This is a genomic window from Mycobacterium gastri, assembly GCF_002102175.1.
Classification (GTDB): Bacteria; Actinomycetota; Actinomycetes; order Mycobacteriales; family Mycobacteriaceae; genus Mycobacterium; species Mycobacterium gastri.
Genome location: NZ_LQOX01000118.1, coordinates 25,628 through 42,717 on the forward strand (window position 1 = coordinate 25,628; position 17,090 = coordinate 42,717).

A 17,090-nucleotide genomic window follows, 5' to 3' on the forward strand; every position below is an offset into this window, starting at 1 on the left:
CCGAATTGCAACACGTTCTAGTCTTGCCACATGAGCGACCAGTTGTTGCGTAAGCCGGTCCATAACGGCCATCTGCTGGTGGGCGCGCTGAAACGCCACACGAACAAGCCGGTGCTGTTCCTGGGCGAGACCACGCTGACCGGTGGCCAGCTGGCCGACCGGATCAGCCAGTACATCCAGGCCTTCGAGGCGCTGGGCGCCGGTACGGGTGTCGCGGTCGGCCTGCTGTCGCTCAACCGTCCGGAAGTGCTGATGATCATCGGCGCCGGCCAGACCCGTGGCTACCGGCGCACCGCGCTGCACCCGCTGGGGTCGCTGGACGATCACGCCTACGTGCTGTCCGACGCCGGGATCAGCTCGCTGATCATCGACCCCAACCCGATGTTCGTCGAGCGGGCGCTGGGCCTGCTGGAGCGGGTGGATTCGCTGCGGCAGATTCTGACCATCGGGCCGGTGCCGGAAGCCTTGGCGGATGTGGCCGTTGATCTGTCGGCCCAGGCCGCCAAATACCAGCCGCAGCCGTTGGTTCCCGCCGAGCTGCCACCGGACCAGGTCATCGGGCTGACCTACACCGGGGGCACCACCGGAAAGCCCAAGGGCGTGATGGGTACCGCGCAGTCGATTTCCACGATGACGTCGATCCAGCTGGCCGAGTGGGAATGGCCGGAAAACCCCCGGTTTTTGATGTGCACGCCGTTATCACACGCCGGCGCAGCATTTTTCACGCCGACGGTGATCAAGGGCGGCTCGATGTATGTGCTCGGCAAGTTCGACCCGGCCGAGGTATTGAAAGTCATTGAGGAGCAGCGTATTACGGCTACCATGCTGGTGCCGTCGATGCTGTACGCGCTGCTGGATCACCCGGATTCGCACAGCCGTGACCTGTCGTCGCTGCAGACCGTCTATTACGGCGCCTCGGCGATCAACCCGGTGCGGCTGGCCGAGGCGATCGCGCGGTTCGGCCCGATCTTCGCCCAGTACTACGGCCAATCCGAGGCACCGATGGTGATCACCTACCTGGCCAAGGGCGACCACGACGAGAAGCGGCTGACCTCGTGCGGCCGCCCGACGCTGTTCGCGCGGGTGGCGCTGCTGGACGAGGACGGCCAGCCGGTGCCGCAGGGCGAGCCGGGCGAGATCTGTGTCAGCGGACCGCTTTTGGCCGGCGGCTACTGGAATTTGCCGGAGGCGACGGCCGAGACATTTCGAGACGGCTGGCTGCACACCGGCGACCTGGCCCGCGAGGACGAGGACGGCTTCTACTACATCGTCGACCGGGTCAAGGACATGATCGTCACCGGCGGCTTCAACGTGTTCCCCCGCGAGGTGGAAGACGTGGTCGCCGAGCATGCCTTCGTTGCCCAGGTGTGCGTGGTCGGGACGCCGGATGACAAGTGGGGCGAGGCCGTGACCGCGGTGGTGGTGCTGCGCGCCGACGCGCCCCGCGACGACGCCGCGATCGAGGCGATGACCGCCGAGATCCAGACCGCGGTCAAGGAGCGCAAGGGCTCGGTGCAGTCGCCCAAGCGGGTGGTGGTTGTCGACTCGCTGCCGTTGACCGGGCTGGGCAAGCCGGACAAGAAGGCGGTGCGGGCCCGGTTCTGGGAGGGCGCCGGCCGCGCCGTCGGCTGATTCGTCGCCGAGCGTGACGCTACAGGCGCGTTCGCGGCCGGGCGTGACTGTGGCGTCACGCTCGGGGGCGGTGACTACTGTGGCAGCCATGACTGACGGTGACCGCGTCCGCCCGCCGTGGTGGCTGAAGGCGACCAACAAGGTCATGATGATCGTGTCGCGGCTGGGACTGGCTTACGGCGAGGAAGGCCCGGCCGTGTTGACGAACGGAGTTCGAAAGATTTGAGCGACAACCCATTCGACGCCACGGTGTGGCGGCGAGTCGACGGGTTCGACGACCTGACCGACATCACCTATCACCGCCACGTCAGCGACGCCACGGTCCGGGTGGCGTTCAACCGTCCCGAGGTGCGCAACGCCTTCCGGCCGCACACCGTCGACGAGCTGTACACCGCACTCGACCACGCTCGGATGTCGCCCGACGTCGGTGTGGTCTTGTTGACCGGCAACGGGCCCTCGCCAAACGACGGCGGCTGGGCGTTTTGCTCCGGCGGTGATCAACGCATCCGCGGGCGGTCCGGCTATCAGTACGCTTCCGGCGAGACCGCGGACACCATTGATGCAGCCCGCGCCGGCCGGTTGCACATCCTCGAGGTGCAACGGCTGATCCGCTTCATGCCCAAGGTGGTCATTTGCCTGGTCAACGGCTGGGCCGCCGGCGGCGGGCACAGCCTGCACGTGGTCTGCGACCTCACCCTGGCCAGCCGCCAGCATGCCCGCTTCAAACAGACCGACGCCGATGTCGGCAGCTTCGACGGCGGCTACGGCAGCGCGTATCTGGCCCGTCAGGTCGGCCAGAAATTCGCCCGGGAGATCTTCTTCCTGGGCCGGCCGTACACCGCCGAGCAGATGCACCGCATGGGCGCGGTCAACGAGGTGGTGGACCACGCCGAGCTGGAGACGGTCGGTCTGCAATGGGCGGCGGAGATCAACGCCAAATCGCCTCAGGCGCAACGGATGCTGAAGTTCGCGTTCAATCTGCTCGACGACGGTCTGGTGGGTCAGCAGCTGTTCGCCGGTGAGGCCACCCGGTTGGCGTACATGACCGACGAGGCCGTCGAGGGCCGCGATGCGTTCCTGCAGAAGCGCCCGCCGGACTGGAGCCGGTTCCCGCGGTATTTCTAGAGGGTGCCGGGCTACCCACCTAGACTGCCCCCCTGTGAGCAAGAGTCCGCTGCGCCGGTTGGCCGAACAGATCTCGCTGGCCACCATGCGGCCACCGGTGTCGCCGCAGCTGCTGGTCAACCGGCCCGCGATCAAGCCGATCAACCTCGACGGCAAGCGGATCCTGATCACCGGCGCATCCTCGGGCATCGGCGAGGCCGCCGCCGAGCTGTTCGGCCGGCACGGCGCCACCGTGGCCGTCGTCGCCCGCCGCAAGGACTTGCTGGACGCCGTGGCCGACCGGATCACCACCTCCGGCGGGGCGGCGATGTCGATGCCCTGTGACATCTCGGACCTGGACGCCGTCGACGCCCTGGTGGCTGACGTGCAACGGCGTATCGGGGGCGTCGACATCCTGATCAACAACGCCGGCCGGTCCATCCGCCGACCCCTGGACGAATCGCTGCAACGCTGGCACGACATCGAGCGGACCATCGCGCTGAACTACTACGCCCCGCTGCGGCTGATCCGCGGACTGGCGCCGGGGATGCGCGAGCGCGGCGACGGCCACATCATCAACGTCGCGACGTGGGGCGTCTTATCGGAAGCGGCGCCGCTGTTCTCGGTGTACAACGCGTCTAAGGCGGCGCTGTCCGCAGTGAGCCGAACCATCGAAACCGAGTGGGGACGCGACGGGGTGCATTCCACGACCCTCTACTACCCGTTGGTGTCTACCCCGATGATCGCTCCGACCAAGGCCTACGAGGGAATGCCTGCGTTGACGCCGCGGGAAGCGGCCGAGTGGATGGTGACCGCCGCGCGCACTCGGCCGGTGCGGATCGCGCCGCGGATCGCCCTGGCGGCCAAGGCGCTCAACACGATCGGGCCCCGCTGGGTCAATGCACTCATGCAGCAACGCAATGACCACCTCGACGGCGACTAACCCGGGAGTGTGCCACGGCCTGGGCGACAAGGTCGAGGGCCCGCTGTTGTCGCTGCTGCTCGCCATGACGGGCCGGGTGGCCGGCTGCGACGACCTCACCGGCCCCGGCGTGCCGACCCTGCGGAGCCGATGCGGCCCCAACTGACGACGACGTGATAGACACGACACCATGGAAATCCTGGCCAGCCGGATGCTGCTGCGGCCGGCCGACTATCAGAAGTCGCTGAGCTTCTACCGTGACCAGCTAGGGCTGGCGATAGCTCGCGAATACCCTTCGGGCACGGTGCTTTTCGCAGGCCAGTCGCTGCTCGAGCTGGCCGGCTATGGCGAGCCCGACCACTCCCGCGGCCCGTTTCCCGGGGCGCTGTGGCTGCAGGTGCGCGACCTGGACGTGACGCGGGCCGAGCTGGCCGGCCGGGGGGTGCCGATCGCCCGGGAGCCGCGGCGCGAACCGTGGGGCCTCTATGAGATGCACGTGACCGACCCGGACGGCATCACGTTGATTTTCGTCGAGGTCCCCCCAGGCCACCCGCTGCGCAAAGACACCCGAGGTGAACGCGGCGAAACTTCGGGTTAACGGGCTAAGTAATATCTGGCGACGAGTCGCAGTACACCGGCGTTTCGGGTACTCATTTGTTCGACAGCGGATCAGCCCAACGACCAGAATCAGGTGCCGTGAGCCTCGACTTCTTCCTTTTGGTGATCGTCGTGATCACGGCGTTGGCCTTCGATTTCACCAACGGTTTCCACGACACCGGCAACGCCATGGCCACCTCAATCGCCAGCGGCGCATTGGCGCCCAAAACAGCGGTCATCCTCTCGGCGGTGCTGAACCTGGTGGGAGCGTTCTTGTCCACCGCTGTCGCGGCCACCATCGCCAAAGGTCTGATCGACGCGAACCTGGTGACCCTGGAATTGGTGTTCGCCGGCCTGGTCGGCGGAATCGTGTGGAACCTACTGACCTGGTTGCTCGGCATCCCATCGAGTTCTTCGCACGCGCTGATCGGTGGCATCGTCGGCGCCACGATCGCCGCGGTCGGCGGTCACGGCGTCATCTGGAGCGGTGTGGTGTCCAAGGTGATCGTGCCGGCCGTGGTGGCCGCGGTGCTGGCCACGCTTGTCGGGGCGATCGGCACCTGGCTGGTGTACCGGGTCATCCGCGGCCTTCCCGAGAAGCGCACCGAAAGCGGCTTCCGGCACGGTCAGATCGGCTCGGCGTCACTGGTCTCGCTGGCGCACGGCACCAACGATGCCCAGAAGACGATGGGCGTGATCTTTCTGGCCCTGATGTCCTACGGCGCGGTCAGCACGGCCGCCACGATGCCGCCGCTGTGGGTCATCGTGTCCTGCGCGCTGGCGATGGCCGGGGGCACCTACCTGGGTGGCTGGCGCATCATCCGGACGCTGGGCAAGGGACTGGTGGAGATCAAGCCGCCGCAGGGCATGGCCGCCGAGTCGTCGTCGGCCGCGGTGATCCTATTGTCCGCACACTTCGGCTACGCGTTGTCGACCACCCAGGTGGCGACCGGCTCGGTGCTGGGCAGCGGCGTGGGCAAGCCCGGCGCCGAGGTGCGTTGGGGGGTAGCCGGCCGGATGGCGGCCGCATGGCTGATCACGCTTCCATTGGCCGGCCTGGTCGGCGCGACCACCTACTGGCTGGTGCACGTCATCGGCGGATACCCGGGCGCATTGATCGGTTTCGGCCTGCTGTGCGCAGTCGCCACCGCTATCTGGCTGCAGTCGCGCAAGGCGCGGGTGGACCACACCAACGTCAACGCCGATTGGGAAGGCGGCCTGACGGCCGGGCTCGACGGGGCAGTCAAAGCGGTTCCGCCACCTGCGAAAACCACCGTCACATCGAACGGCCAGCTACCGGAGTTCGGTGCCGACGACCCGGTCGGGGCCGGTAACGCGTCATGAATCACTGGTTCAATTACGAGGCCACGGCGAAGATCCTGGTATTCAGCTTGGTGCTCGGCGCCGGGCTGCCGGCGCTGTTCGCGCTCGGGGTGCAGCTGCACGCCGCCGGAGCGGGCACCGTCGGGCAGGCCGGGGGCCACGCCCCGTCGCGGCGGCAGGTGCTAGTCGCGCTCGGGTGGGCGATCTTCGGGCTGGTGCTGGCGGTGGTTGTCATCGGGGTGCTGTATATCGCCCGCGACTTCATCGCCCATCACATCGGCTGGCACATCCTCGGAGCCCAACGCGCGTAGCGTCGGATTAGTCCTGACATAGAGTTTTGCGGCAGGCCTGACGGGAAGTTGTGACAGCGTGAACCGATTTCTTACCTCGATCGTGTCGTGGCTGCGCGCGGGCTATCCCGAGGGAGTTCCACCGACGGACTCCTTCGCAGTGCTTGCCTTGCTGTGCCGCCGCCTGACCAACGAGGAAGTCATGGCCGTCGCCAACGAGCTGATGCGGCGCGGCGAGTTCGACGACATCGAAATCGGGGTGGTGATAACCCAATTCACCGACGACCTGCCCGCGCCGGAGGACATCGAGCGGGTGCGTGCCCGGCTGGCCGCCAACGGCTGGCCACTCGATGACGCCGGCGAGGACCGCGCATAACCGTCCTGCGGGCGCTGAGCGTCCCATCCGGTTGCGCTGTGTCGTTGCTGCTGCCCGCCCTGCAGCGGGCTCTCGAGGGCCGCGACCCGGCGCTGGTCGTGACGCCGGCGCCGGATGAGTCTCTCTCGGCGGCTTTACGAGTGGGCGAGGAGATCGACGACGACGTGGCCCTGGTGGTGACGACGTCGGGAACCACCGGTGCACCCAAGGGTGCGTTGCTGACGGCTATCGCTCTGACCGCCAGCGCATCGGCTACCCACCGCCGTCTCGGCGGCCCGGGCAGCTGGCTGCTGGCCGTGCCGCCGTACCACATCGCCGGGCTGCAGGTGCTGGTTCGCAGTGTGCTGGCCGGTTGCACGCCCGTCGAGCTGGATGTCTCCGCAGGCTTCGACGTCACCCAATTGCCCGGCGCGGTAAGGCGATTGGCCCCGGGGCGACGATACACGTCGCTGGTGGCCGCCCAGCTGGCCAAGGCGCTCACCGACCCGGCCGCCGCCGCGGCGCTGGCCGAACTGGACGCCGTGCTGATCGGCGGCGGACCAGCGCCGCGGCGAGTCGTGGAAGCCGCAGCGGCGGCCGGCATCAGGGTGGTACGCACCTACGGCATGAGTGAGACCGCGGGCGGCTGCGTGTACGACGGCGTGCCGCTCGACGGGGTCCGGGTGAGGATCCTGGCCGATGGCCGCATCGCGCTGGGCGGCCCGATGCTGGCGAAGGGCTATCGCAACCCGGTCGATCCCGACCCGTTCGCCGAACCGGGCTGGTTCCACACCGATGACCTTGGCGCGGTGGAGGATTCGGGTGTACTGCGGGTCCTGGGGCGGGTCGATGATGCGATCAGCACGGGCGGACTGACCGTGCTGCCGGGGCCGGTGGAGATGGCACTGGGCGGCCATCCGGCGGTGGCTGACTGTGCGGTTTTCGGGGTGGCCGATGACCGGTTGGGCCAGCGCGTGGTGGCCGCGATCGTGGTCCGCGCTGGTTGCGCCGCGCCGACGCTGGAGGCATTGCGCGCGCAGGTCGCGCGCACGCTCGATGTCACCGCCGCGCCTCGCGAGCTGCACATCGTCGACGAGCTACCGCGACGCGGCATCGGCAAGGTCGACCGGGCGGCGTTGGTGCGCCGCGTCGCCGGCGATCAAGTCGCCGGCGGTCAATAGGCTGAGCGATCGTGAGAATTGCCCGCCGGGAAACGTCAGCCGTCGCGGTCGGGGTCGTCCTGGTGGCAGCCGCCTTCGTGCTGCCGCGGATGAACCTCGGTGTCAAACCGCGCCGCGATATCGGCCTGGAACGCTTCGCCTCGCGGGCCGGCGCCGCGCCGATCTTCGGCTACTGGGACATCCACGCCAGCTGGGGCACCTGGGCCGCGATCGTCATTGCGCTGGCCGTCGTGGCGTGGGGCCCGGCTGTGGCGCAACAACTTTCGTGGCGGGTGCTGATCCCCGGCAGCTGGGTCACCAGCTGCGCCTGGGCGTTTTCGCTGGCGATGATCGACGGTTGGCGGCAAGGCTTCGCCGGCCGATTGACCACCAAGGACGAATATTTGTTTGAGGTGCCGGGCGTTAAAGACATCCCGGCGACGGTCCGGACGTTCGCCGGCCGGATCGTCGACTTCCAGCCGAATTCCTGGACCACCCATGTCTCCGGGCATCCGCCGGGCGCGCTGCTGACGTTTGTGTGGCTGGATCGGCTCGGCCTGCATGGCGGGGCCTGGGCCGGGCTGCTGTGCCTGCTGGTCGGTTCCAGCGCCGCCGCGGCGGTGGTGATCGCCGTCCGCGCTTTAGCCGGCGAGCACAACGCGCGGCGCGCCGCCCCTTTTGTCGCCCTGGCGCCGACGGCGATCTGGGTTGCGGTGTCGGCCGACGGATATTTCGCCGGCGTCGTGGCGTGGGGTATCGCGCTGCTCGCGGTTGCGGTGCACGGTGGGACGCGGTTTCCCGGGCTGGTGGCCGCCGGGGCGGGCCTGCTGCTGGGCTGGGGCGTCTTTCTCAGCTACGGCCTGCTGCTGATGGGGCTTCCGGCATTGGCGGTACTGGTATCCGCGAAGAGCTGGCGGGCCGCGCTGCGGGCCTTGGGGCCGGCCATCTTGGCCGCGGCGGCGGTGGCGGTGGCCTTCGCCGTCGCCGGGTTCTGCTGGTTCGACGGCTATACCCTTGTGCAGCAACGGTATTGGCAGGGTATCGCGAAGGACCGCCCGTTCCAGTACTGGTCTTGGGCCAACCTGGCTTGTGTGGTGTGCGCCATCGGGCTGGGCAGCGTCGCCGGCATCAGCCGGGTGTTCGACCGCGACGCCATCGCTCGCCGCTCCGGGTTTCATCTGTTGCTGCTGGGGGTGCTGGCCGCCATCGTCTGCGCGGACCTGAGCACGCTAAGCAAGGCGGAGACGGAACGGATCTGGCTGCCGTTCACCATCTGGCTGACCGCGGCGCCGGCGCTGCTGCCGGCGCGGTCCGACCGGCTGTGGCTGGCGGTCAACGCCGCCGGTGCCCTGCTGCTGAACAGCATCATCTTCACCAACTGGTAGGCGGATACATGGAAGAGTCGGCACTGGCGCGTCGGCTCGGCACCACCGATGCGGTGGTGATCGGGCTGGGATCGATGATCGGCGCCGGGGTGTTCGCCGCGTTTGGCCCGGCCGCCCGGGCTGCCGGCGTGGGGCTGCTGATCGGGCTGGGGCTCGCCGCGGCGGTGGCCTACTGCAACGCGATCGCCTCGGCCCGGCTGGCCGCGCGGTATCCGGTTTCCGGCGGCACCTACATCTACGGGCGCGAACGCCTGGGACCGTGGTGGGGCTTCCTGGCCGGCTGGGGATTCGTGATCGGCAAGACCGCCTCGTGTGCGGCGATGGCGTTGACCGTCGCCTCCTACACCGTCACCGGGCCGGGGTGGGCGCAGCGAGCCGTAGCGGTCGCCGCCGTGGCGGTGCTGGCCGCGCTGAACTATCACGACATCACCAAGACGGCGATGCTGGCCCGAATATTGGTGGCGTGCACCTTTATTGCGCTCGCCGTGGTGGTGATCGGCATTGCCGCGGCCCGGCCCGGGTCCGCCCATCTGACCGACGCCTGGTCCGTCGTCACCCCCTACGGGGTGCTGCAGGCGGCGGGACTGCTGTTCTTCGCGTTCGCCGGTTATGCGCGCATCGCCACGATGGGGGAAGAGGTCCGTGACCCGGCCCATGCCATCCCCAAGGCGATCACCCTGGCGCTGACGATCACGGTGGCGACCTATCTGGTGGTCGGGGTGGCGGTGCTGTCGGCCGCCGGCCCGGCCCGGCTGGCCAGAGCCGCGGCGCCGCTGGCCGAGGCGCTGCGCGCCGCCGGTGCCACGTCGTTGGTGCCGGTGGTGGCCGTCGGCGGCGCGCTGGCCTCCCTCGGTGCGCTGCTGGCGCTGATCGCCGGGGTGGGGCGCACCACGCTGGCGATGGCCCGTCATCGGGATCTGCCCGGCTGGCTGGCCGCGGTCCATCCGCGTTATCAGGTGCCGCATCACGCCGAGATCGCGCTGGCCGTCGCGGTCTGCGTATTGGTGGCCACCGTGGATCTGCGCGGCGCGATCGGTTTCTCGTCCTTCGGCGTGTTGATCTACTACGCGATCGCCAACGCCGCCGCCTATACCCTGGCGGGCCGCGGCCGGCTGCGGGCGCTGAGCGTCTGCGGGCTGATCGGCTGTCTGGTCCTGGTGGTCACCCTGCCCTGGGAATCGGTCGCCGCGGGACTGGGCATGTTTGCCGTCGGGGTCGCCGGACGCTGGGTGGTACTGCGCCGCCTAACCCGCTGACAGTGGGCTAGCCGGCAATGCCGGGTAGTTAAGGCCCGAGCGCGCCACCCTGGTAGTGCCGCCTGCCTCCCGGGGACAGCCTCACAGGCCGGCCGCGCGGGTGACCCGGGCGAAGCGGCTGTCCGGTGCGCACGCGTCGCGGACCGCCGCGAGGTCGTCGATGACGTCGAGATCGGCCAGCGCCGGCACGGTTGTCGCCTCAATACCGTTGTCGCGCAACGCCTTCAGGGTGAGTTCACCGGTATCAGGCTGCGACATCGGGACGCCGCGCAGGCACTCCGCCGCAGCAGGGCTGCGGACTCCGAGCACCCACCAACCGCCGTCGAGTGCCAATCCGAGCACCGCCGGCGTCTCGAGCAACCGTCGTGCGCACTCGCCCAGCAGTCCGGGGCTCACCTGCGGGGTGTCCATCCCGATTTGCAGCACGGGGTACCCGTCCGCGGCATCGGCGTGTGCGTTTGCCAGCCGGTCGGCAAAGCCGTCGCCACGCTGCGCGATGACCGTGAAGGCCTCTAGCCGCTGCCGGATGTCGATAGCCGCCGCGGCGTTATCAAGGTTGCCGGTGAGCGCCACCACCCGCGCGGCCACCTGCGCCGCGGCCACCGCATCCAGCGTGTCCAGCAACGCGGCGGCGGCAATCTCCGCCGCAATCCGGTCACCAACCGTCGCGGCCAGCCGCGTCTTGGCGAATCCGGGCTCCGGGGCCTTGGCGACCACCAGCACCGTGACCGGCAGCACGCTCACGAGATCACCTTCCAGAAGTCCAGAATCGCGATGATGCTGCCGCGTAACGAACCACTGACCTTGGACTTGCCGCCGGTCCGGGGACCGTAGCTGACGTCGAGTTCGACCACCCGCCAGCCGGCCGCCGCGGCTCGGACCAACAGTTCCAGCGGATACCCCGACCGTCGATCGGCCACGCCCAGTTCCAGCAGCGCCTCCCGCCTGGCCACCCGCATGGGCGCGATGTCGTGTACCGGCAAGCCGTGACGGGTGCGCAGCCGCCAGCTCATTACCACCGTGCCCAGCCGCGCCACCCATGGCCAGTGCAATCCGCGAACCGGACGGCGCCGACCGGTTACCAGGTCGGCGCCCCGCTCGAGTTCGGCCACCAGCCGGGGCAACTCACCGGCATCCATCGAGCCGTCGGCGTCGATCACCGCCACGATCGGGGTTGTCGCGGCTTCCACGCCCGCGTGCACCGCAGCGCCATAACCTGGCCGCGGCTCACCGACCACCCGTGCACCGTGGCGGGTCGCCACCGCCGCGGTGTTGTCGGTGCTGTTGTTGTCCACCACCAGCGCCCGATAACCGGCCGGGATGGCGGCCAGCACCGCCGGTAGCGACTCTTCCTCGTTGAGACAGGGCAGCACCACCGTCACCGCATCGCCGGGCATGCCCTCCGACCTTAGGCGATGCCGCGCCCGGGATCAGTGCCCGGAGCCGCCGCTACCGCTACCGCCGCTGCTGCCTCCGCTGCTGCCGCTGCTGCCGCTGCCACCGCTGCCGCCGCTGCCACCGCCGCCGCCGCCGCTGCCGCTGCCACCGCTGCCGCTGCCACCGCTGCCACCGCTGCCGCTGCCTCCGCCGCCGCCGCTACCGCTGCTACCCCCGCCGCTGCTACCCCCGCCGCTGCCGCTGCCTCCGCTGCCACCGCTGCCGCTGCTACCGCCACCCCCGAGTGGCGGCTGCGGAGCCGGGGCCACCGTCTGCGGAGCCGGGGCCACCGTCTGCGGCGCCTGCGGGGCCACAGTCTGCTGCTGGGTTGGTACCTGTTGGGTTGGTACTTGCGTCGGCTGGGGAGCGACGGTGGTCGGAGCGACCGTGGTCGGAGGAACGGTCGTCGGAGCCACCGTCGTGGTCACTGGGGCCATCGTCGTGGGCGGCGTGGTCACCGGCGTCGTCGGTGGCGTGGTCACCGGCGTGGTGGGTGGGGTCGTCGGCGGCGTGGTGGGCGGGGTCGTCGGCGGCGTTGTGGGCGGCGTTGTGGGCGGCGTCGTGGGCGGCGTGGTGGGCGGCGTTGTGGGCAGGGTCGTCGGCGGCGTCGTCACTCCGGGCGACCAACCCGGCCAGGGCGGAATGATGACCGGAACCGGGATCGGGATGGGTGCGGGCACGACACCGGGAGGCGCCGGGGCAGGTGCAACCGGCTCCACGCCTGTCGCGGGCGGCGTCTGCTGCCGAGGAACCACACCCTGGACGGCCGGGACGGTACCGCCCTGGAAGCCTGCGGTGGGGTTGTCGGCAGGTGGCGGTGGGACCGGTGCCTGTTGTTCCGTCGGCAACAGCGGCATGAACTTGCCCGGCTGCGCGTTCTGGTAACCCTGGACCGGCTGCGACGCCGCGGTCGGCCGGACGGCGACCGCCACCGCCACCGCCAGCGAGGCGAATCCGATGATCATGAATGCCACCACGGCATTGCTGATCAGCAACGACCGGGAGTTGAGCCGCGGACGGCCCGCGGCGGCCACATCGTCGTCGCCATAGTCGCCGTACGCGCCATAGTCGCCGTACTCGCCATAGTCGTCCGCATAGTCGTCCGCATAGTCGTCAAAGCCGCCCGCCTCCGAGTACGCCAGCTGGGCGTCTGCTGCCTCACCCGCCGGCACCGCCGCGGCCGGCGGCAGAAAAGTCGTCGCGTCCGCGGCCACGGCCGGCTGAGCCATCGTCGAACCCGACGCGCCCGCTGCCGCCCCGGCAACCAACGCCGCGCCGCGGGCCAGGGCGAACGTCGGATCGTCGGCAACCTGCACCCGCATCGTCGAGGCGGCCCGGATCTGGTCGGCCAGCACCGAGGTCTGCTCGGTAGAACCACCCACCAGCAAAACCTCACCGGGAGCACCTGACTGCTCGTCAAGCCGGGCCATCAGCGTGTCGAATGTAGCCGTGGCATCACCCTCCACCGGCGCGGCAGCCAGCAGGGTCGGCGGCGCGTCGCCGGCACCCGCGACCGACAAGCTCGCCGTCTGGTCGCCGACCAGCAACACAGCCGAGTCCGAGCCCTGCGCGCCCAACAGCGCCGTGGCAGCCTCGGACTCCGATAACACCTCCACGTCGTGGACACCGGAATCGACCAAGGCCTGCCGCAGTTCGTCGGCCTTGCCGTGATCCGGCCAGCACAGCCGGGTGGCGACCAGCCGGTGGCCCTCGTCGGCCAGCAACCGGTCCGTGCCGGCCACCGTCTCGGTCAACACCGAGATCGGCTCTTCGGCCACATCGACCGAGGATTGGTCGATCACGGCGGCGCCCCCGGAGCCCGCCCCGACAAGCGCCAACCGCGCGACCGGACCCGCGACCGCGACCCCCAACACGACGTCCATTTACGGTCTCCTTCGGCTGGCGACCCCACGGCCAGCAATGTCCGGCATCATTAGACTGCGATACGGTCGGCAGTATTCATCTTTTCAGGCGACAAACGCAGCGTAACTGGATTCCCGAAGGGCTGGGTCACACCCGAAACCCCGCCACCTGCCGCGTCGTCCGAATGGAGGATATGTTCGCAATCCAACAACGCCGAGTGCCCGGCAGGGGGTCCCCTCGCCGCCGCGCCGACCCCGAGGTAGCCGCAACCGATCTCGATCCCAGGGAGGCATCGTGAGCCTGAGCAGCGACGACACGCCTACCGGCCCGATCATGGGTGCGCGGCCGCCGGCCCCGCCCGGACAGGCCCGGGACTCGATACGAAGGTGGAACATCACCCGGGACCTGGGCGCCGGTGTGCTGGTGGTCAGTGCGCTGTTCTTCCCATGGAATCTGTATTTCGGCTTCCGAATTCCGGGCAGCAGCAGAATTTTGTTCGCGGTCCTGCTGCTGGTGACGCTGCTGTCGTTGACGGCGGCCGTCGTGCCGTATCTGGGTAAACCCGATCCCGGCCGGGCAGGCCGGTTGCGTCTGGGCCTCAACATCCCGTATCTGCTGCTGGTGTTGGCGTTCGTCGTCTACGACGCGTTCCAAACAATCCGGTTCGGTGGCACCGTCAACGTGCCCGGCGGTGTCGGGCCAGGCGCCTGGCTGGGAACCGCCGGCGCGGTGCTCAGCGCGCAACCGTCGATCACCGGCGCGGTCGCCGACGACGACAAGCACCGCAACTGGTTGCTGGCCGCCCGAATCGTCGGCTATGCGTCGATGTTCGGCGCCGCCCTCAGCGCCGGTTTCAACCTTGTCTGGCGGGTGCGGTATGCGTTGCATCCCGCGGGCGCCGCCTCCGGTTTCGGCAAGCAGAACATCGTGGTGATCGACACGGCGGTGGTCTACGGCATTGTCGCGCTCGTCGCGGTACTGGTTGCATCCCGGTGGATGCTGAAGGGCACCGAAGACTACCGGCTGTCCACGATTGCGCTGGGAGCCTCGGCGCTGGTCGCCGGAGTCATCGTGTGGATCTTGCCGGCCGGCCGCGAAATCGACGCATTCCACGGCATCGCGCAGAACACCTCGACGGCCGGAGTCGGATACGAGGGGTTTCTGGCGTGGGCGGCCGGCGCCGCCATCTTCGCGCCGCTGACCTTGGTGCGATCCCCGGGCGGCCAGCCGATAGCCAAGGCCGTCTGGCGCGCGGCGGCCCGAAACGGCTTGCTGCTGATCGCCGCGTGGTGCCTGGGTTCGGTGGTGATGAGGCTCACCGACCTCACCACGGCGGTGATGCTGAATTACCCTTATTCACGCTATGACACCATGACGCTGGCGGGCTTCGATCTGGTCACCGCGGTGCTTGCGATCTGGCTTCGACTCAACCTGACAACCGATGCGCTGCCCGGCCGGCTGATCTCGTCGCTGTCCGGATTTCTGTTCGCGCTCAGCGTTTCTCGCGTCATCCTCGGCATCGTCCTGGCCCCACGATTTGCGACACCCCCCGGCGCCCCGGCAAACCCGGTCTATGGCAACAACCTGGCCCAGCAGATCAGCAGTGTCTTCGACGTGACGCTGTGCGGCCTGGCCCTGGGCATTCTCGCCGCCGTCCTGATCGCGCGGCGGCAGCGCCCGCCGCGGCGAATGCGGCCACATCCGCGACGCCCCCGGTCCGCTCGGCGCCGCACCCCACCGGGTGGGCGGCCCGCGCTGCCGTCGGAGGCGGAGACGGCCCAGTTCCGGACACCGGAGGCGGGCCATGACGCACCCACCACCGTGCTGTCCGGGCCGGGGCCGTCCCCCCGGATCTTCCGGTCAGCCGAGACGACCGGGCCGGTGCGCCCGAAGATCTACCGTCCGCCAGGCGACTCGCGGTAACGGTCAGCGAAGGGGCGCGAACGCGAACTCACGCAGCCCGTCGCCCGGTGCGACGGCCGCACGGAAGCCCAAAACCTCGGCGGCCCGGGTGGGGTCGGCGACGATGTGGCGCACATCGCCGCTGCGGTACTGCCCGGTGATCACCGGAGACATCGAATCGCCCCGGGCCTCGCACAGCGCGGTGGCCACCTCCAGGATCGAGATCGGCCGCCCCGAACAGACGTTGACGGCGGTGAAGCCGCCGCGGTCGGCCGCAGTCAGATCCGCGGCGGCCAGGTTGGCCGCGGCGACGTCGTCGACGTGGACGAAGTCACGCATCTGACCGCCGTCTTCGAAAACCCTTGGCGGATCTCCCTTTTCCAGCGACGAGCGGAATATCGCCGCCACCCCGGAATACGGGGTGTCGCGCGGCATGCCCGGACCGTAGACGTTGTGGTAGCGCAGCGCCACCACCGAGCCGCCCGTCGACTCCGACCACGCCAGCGCGTAGTGCTCCTGCGCCGCCTTGCTGGCCGCGTACAGGCTGCGCGGCCGCACCGCGGCGGCTTCGTCCACCAGGCACCACCTGACCGGCTCCCCGCATTCCGGGCAGCGGTGTTCGAAGACGCCGGCGTCCAGATCGGCCCGCCGCCGCGGCAGCGGGTCGACCAATCCGTGCCGGCCGCAGTGGTAGCAGCCCTGCCCGTAGACCACCATCGACGACGCCAGCACCAGGCGGCGCACCCCGGCGGCGAACATCTGGGCCAGCAGCACCGTGGTGGCCAGGTCGTTGTGGGCGCCGTATTCGGGCGCGTCGGCGGCGTCTACCCCGGCACCCACCATCGCCGCCTGGTGACACACCAGGTCCACCCCGGCCAACAGCGGGGCCAAGGCCTGCGCATCACGGACGTCGACCCGGTGACACCCCGGCGGTAACACCGGATCGGGCCCGTGCGCGGCCGGCAGCAAGGCGTCGACGCCAACCACCTCATGGCCGGCCGCGCTCAGCGCGACGGCCACCCGGGATCCGATGAAACCGGCCGCACCGGTCAGCAGCACCTTCACGGCAACTCGAACGGCAACGCGACACCGGCATGCACCAGGCACCGGGTACAGGTGCGCTCCGCGGCGACCCGGCCGATCGCCGCCCGCACCAGCGCCTTGAGCGTCTCGATGTTCTCTCCGAAGCTGGCGAACACGTCGGCCGCTGTCACGCCCTCCCCGACATCGACACCCGCGTCGACATCGGTCACCAAAGCGATTGCCGCATAGCATAATTCGAGCTCACGAGCGAGGATTGCCTCCGGATATCCGGTCATGTTGACCAGGTCGAACCCCGCGGCGGCAAACCACTGGCTTTCCGCTCGAGTGGAAAACCGCGGGCCCTGGATCACCACCAGCGTGCCGCCGTCGACCACATCGGGTAACCCGGTGACCGCGGCGCGCAGCGTCGGACAGTACGGATCGGCGAAGGTGGCATGCACCCCGCCGGAGTCGAAGTAGGTGTCGGCCCGGCCGCGGGTGCGATCGACCAACTGGTCGGGCACCACCACCGCGCCGGGCCCGAGCCGGGAAGTCAGGCTGCCGACCGCACACGGGGCGAACACCCGGCGCACCCCGAGGGCACGCAGCGCCCACATGTTGGCCCGGTAGGGCACGGTGTGCGCCGAGTACTGGTGGTGCACGCCGTGCCGGGGCAGGAACGCGACATCGTGGCCTGCGACGGTACCGATGGTGATCGCGCCGCTGGGCCGACCGTAGGGGGTTTCCGGTTCGACGGTGCGCGCATCGGGACCGAAGAAGGTGTAGAAGCCGCTGCCGCCGATCACTCCGAGCATCCGCTCATTGTCGTCTATGCCGTTGC

Annotated in this window: 17 protein-coding genes and 1 pseudogene; 13 read left to right on the plus strand and 5 right to left on the minus strand. The window is 69.4% G+C overall.

What is annotated here, in order from left to right; translation table 11 throughout:
- Nucleotides 1–30 precede the first annotated feature (30 nt).
- From fadD8 to AWC07_RS16615, 12 genes and pseudogenes are all read left to right on the plus strand, one after another.
- Nucleotides 31–1,632, plus strand: a complete 1,602-nt coding sequence (gene fadD8, locus AWC07_RS16570; RefSeq protein ID WP_036420121.1) for a fatty-acid--CoA ligase FadD8 — start codon at nt 31–33, stop codon at nt 1,630–1,632.
- Nucleotides 1,633–1,720: 88 nt separating this feature from the next.
- On the plus strand, nt 1,721–1,858 hold the full coding sequence (locus AWC07_RS27675) for a hypothetical protein (protein WP_167380092.1): 138 nt from the start codon (nt 1,721–1,723) through the stop codon (nt 1,856–1,858).
- The gene (locus tag AWC07_RS16575; protein WP_036420120.1) at nt 1,855–2,757 is read left to right on the plus strand and encodes a 1,4-dihydroxy-2-naphthoyl-CoA synthase; all 903 of its coding nucleotides are present in this window, start codon (nt 1,855–1,857) and stop codon (nt 2,755–2,757) included. The genes AWC07_RS27675 and AWC07_RS16575 overlap by 4 nt, the downstream gene beginning before the upstream one ends.
- A gap of 34 nt (nt 2,758–2,791) precedes the next feature.
- Nucleotides 2,792–3,679: an SDR family oxidoreductase gene (locus AWC07_RS16580; protein WP_036420118.1), complete on the plus strand. Its 888-nt coding sequence runs from the start codon at nt 2,792–2,794 to the stop codon at nt 3,677–3,679.
- On the plus strand, nt 3,657–3,824 hold the full coding sequence (locus AWC07_RS27015) for a hypothetical protein (RefSeq protein WP_167380090.1): 168 nt from the start codon (nt 3,657–3,659) through the stop codon (nt 3,822–3,824). Before AWC07_RS16580 ends, AWC07_RS27015 begins: the two co-directional genes overlap by 23 nt.
- A gap of 24 nt (nt 3,825–3,848) precedes the next feature.
- A complete protein-coding gene (locus tag AWC07_RS16585; RefSeq protein WP_036420117.1) occupies nt 3,849–4,256 on the plus strand; it encodes a VOC family protein in 408 nt (135 codons plus the stop codon).
- Nucleotides 4,257–4,354: 98 nt separating this feature from the next.
- Nucleotides 4,355–5,585 (plus strand): annotated as a pseudogene (locus AWC07_RS16590) (inorganic phosphate transporter); the annotation flags it as partial.
- Nucleotides 5,586–5,595: 10 nt separating this feature from the next.
- Entirely contained in the window at nt 5,596–5,889 is a 294-nt protein-coding gene (locus tag AWC07_RS16595) for a hypothetical protein (protein ID WP_036420114.1), read from the plus strand.
- 58 nt (nt 5,890–5,947) lie between these two features.
- A complete protein-coding gene (locus AWC07_RS16600) occupies nt 5,948–6,244 on the plus strand; it encodes a DUF3349 domain-containing protein (protein WP_036420113.1) in 297 nt (98 codons plus the stop codon).
- Between the two features lie 44 nt (nt 6,245–6,288).
- Nucleotides 6,289–7,404 carry an o-succinylbenzoate--CoA ligase gene (menE, locus tag AWC07_RS16605; protein ID WP_208622438.1) on the plus strand — a complete coding sequence of 372 codons (1,116 nt, stop codon included), beginning with the start codon at nt 6,289–6,291 and terminating at the stop codon, nt 7,402–7,404.
- A gap of 11 nt (nt 7,405–7,415) precedes the next feature.
- Entirely contained in the window at nt 7,416–8,768 is a 1,353-nt protein-coding gene (locus tag AWC07_RS16610; RefSeq protein WP_036420110.1) for a hypothetical protein, read from the plus strand.
- A gap of 8 nt (nt 8,769–8,776) precedes the next feature.
- Nucleotides 8,777–10,024: an APC family permease gene (locus AWC07_RS16615; protein WP_036420109.1), complete on the plus strand. Its 1,248-nt coding sequence runs from the start codon at nt 8,777–8,779 to the stop codon at nt 10,022–10,024.
- Nucleotides 10,025–10,105: 81 nt separating this feature from the next.
- Here the strand turns inward: AWC07_RS16615 and AWC07_RS16620 are convergent, their stop codons facing one another.
- From AWC07_RS16620 to AWC07_RS16630, 3 genes are read right to left on the minus strand one after another with little or no spacing between them, the layout of a single operon-like run.
- On the minus strand, nt 10,106–10,768 hold the full coding sequence (locus tag AWC07_RS16620; RefSeq protein WP_036420107.1) for a TIGR04282 family arsenosugar biosynthesis glycosyltransferase: 663 nt from the start codon (nt 10,766–10,768) through the stop codon (nt 10,106–10,108).
- Nucleotides 10,765–11,421, minus strand: coding sequence for a glycosyltransferase family 2 protein (locus AWC07_RS16625; RefSeq protein WP_036420106.1), 657 nt, complete (start codon nt 11,419–11,421; stop codon nt 10,765–10,767). The genes AWC07_RS16620 and AWC07_RS16625 overlap by 4 nt, the downstream gene beginning before the upstream one ends.
- A gap of 33 nt (nt 11,422–11,454) precedes the next feature.
- Entirely contained in the window at nt 11,455–13,344 is a 1,890-nt protein-coding gene (locus AWC07_RS16630) for a DUF7159 family protein (protein WP_085105149.1), read from the minus strand.
- 313 nt (nt 13,345–13,657) lie between these two features.
- On the opposite strand from AWC07_RS16630, the gene AWC07_RS16635 reads away from it, so the two are divergent.
- On the plus strand, nt 13,658–15,247 hold the full coding sequence (locus AWC07_RS16635; RefSeq protein ID WP_139829743.1) for a DUF7937 domain-containing protein: 1,590 nt from the start codon (nt 13,658–13,660) through the stop codon (nt 15,245–15,247).
- A 3-nt stretch (nt 15,248–15,250) separates the two neighbouring features.
- Here AWC07_RS16635 and AWC07_RS16640 read toward each other — a convergent pair whose 3' ends face one another.
- Both AWC07_RS16640 and AWC07_RS16645 read right to left on the minus strand, forming a co-directional pair.
- The gene (locus AWC07_RS16640; protein WP_036420103.1) at nt 15,251–16,291 is read right to left on the minus strand and encodes an NAD-dependent epimerase/dehydratase family protein; all 1,041 of its coding nucleotides are present in this window, start codon (nt 16,289–16,291) and stop codon (nt 15,251–15,253) included.
- On the minus strand, nt 16,288–17,064 hold the full coding sequence (locus tag AWC07_RS16645; protein ID WP_036420101.1) for an S-methyl-5'-thioadenosine phosphorylase: 777 nt from the start codon (nt 17,062–17,064) through the stop codon (nt 16,288–16,290). The genes AWC07_RS16640 and AWC07_RS16645 overlap by 4 nt, the downstream gene beginning before the upstream one ends.
- Nucleotides 17,065–17,090 lie beyond the last annotated feature (26 nt).

What these genes read in the sequence shown, in the direction of transcription:
- fadD8 (WP_036420121.1), top strand. Translation starts at nt 31, where the DNA reads ATGAGCGACCAGTTGTTGCGTAAGCCGGTCCATAACGGCCATCTGCTG.
- AWC07_RS27675 (WP_167380092.1), top strand. Translation starts at nt 1,721, where the DNA reads ATGACTGACGGTGACCGCGTCCGCCCGCCGTGGTGGCTGAAGGCGACC.
- AWC07_RS27015 (WP_167380090.1), top strand. Translation starts at nt 3,657, where the DNA reads ATGACCACCTCGACGGCGACTAACCCGGGAGTGTGCCACGGCCTGGGC.
- AWC07_RS16585 (WP_036420117.1), top strand. Translation starts at nt 3,849, where the DNA reads ATGGAAATCCTGGCCAGCCGGATGCTGCTGCGGCCGGCCGACTATCAG.
- AWC07_RS16595 (WP_036420114.1), top strand. Translation starts at nt 5,596, where the DNA reads ATGAATCACTGGTTCAATTACGAGGCCACGGCGAAGATCCTGGTATTC.
- AWC07_RS16615 (WP_036420109.1), top strand. Translation starts at nt 8,777, where the DNA reads ATGGAAGAGTCGGCACTGGCGCGTCGGCTCGGCACCACCGATGCGGTG.
- AWC07_RS16625 (WP_036420106.1), bottom strand. Translation starts at nt 11,421, where the DNA reads ATGCCCGGCGATGCGGTGACGGTGGTGCTGCCCTGTCTCAACGAGGAA.
- AWC07_RS16630 (WP_085105149.1), bottom strand. Translation starts at nt 13,344, where the DNA reads ATGGACGTCGTGTTGGGGGTCGCGGTCGCGGGTCCGGTCGCGCGGTTG.
- AWC07_RS16635 (WP_139829743.1), top strand. Translation starts at nt 13,658, where the DNA reads ATGGGTGCGCGGCCGCCGGCCCCGCCCGGACAGGCCCGGGACTCGATA.
- AWC07_RS16645 (WP_036420101.1), bottom strand. Translation starts at nt 17,064, where the DNA reads ATGCTCGGAGTGATCGGCGGCAGCGGCTTCTACACCTTCTTCGGTCCC.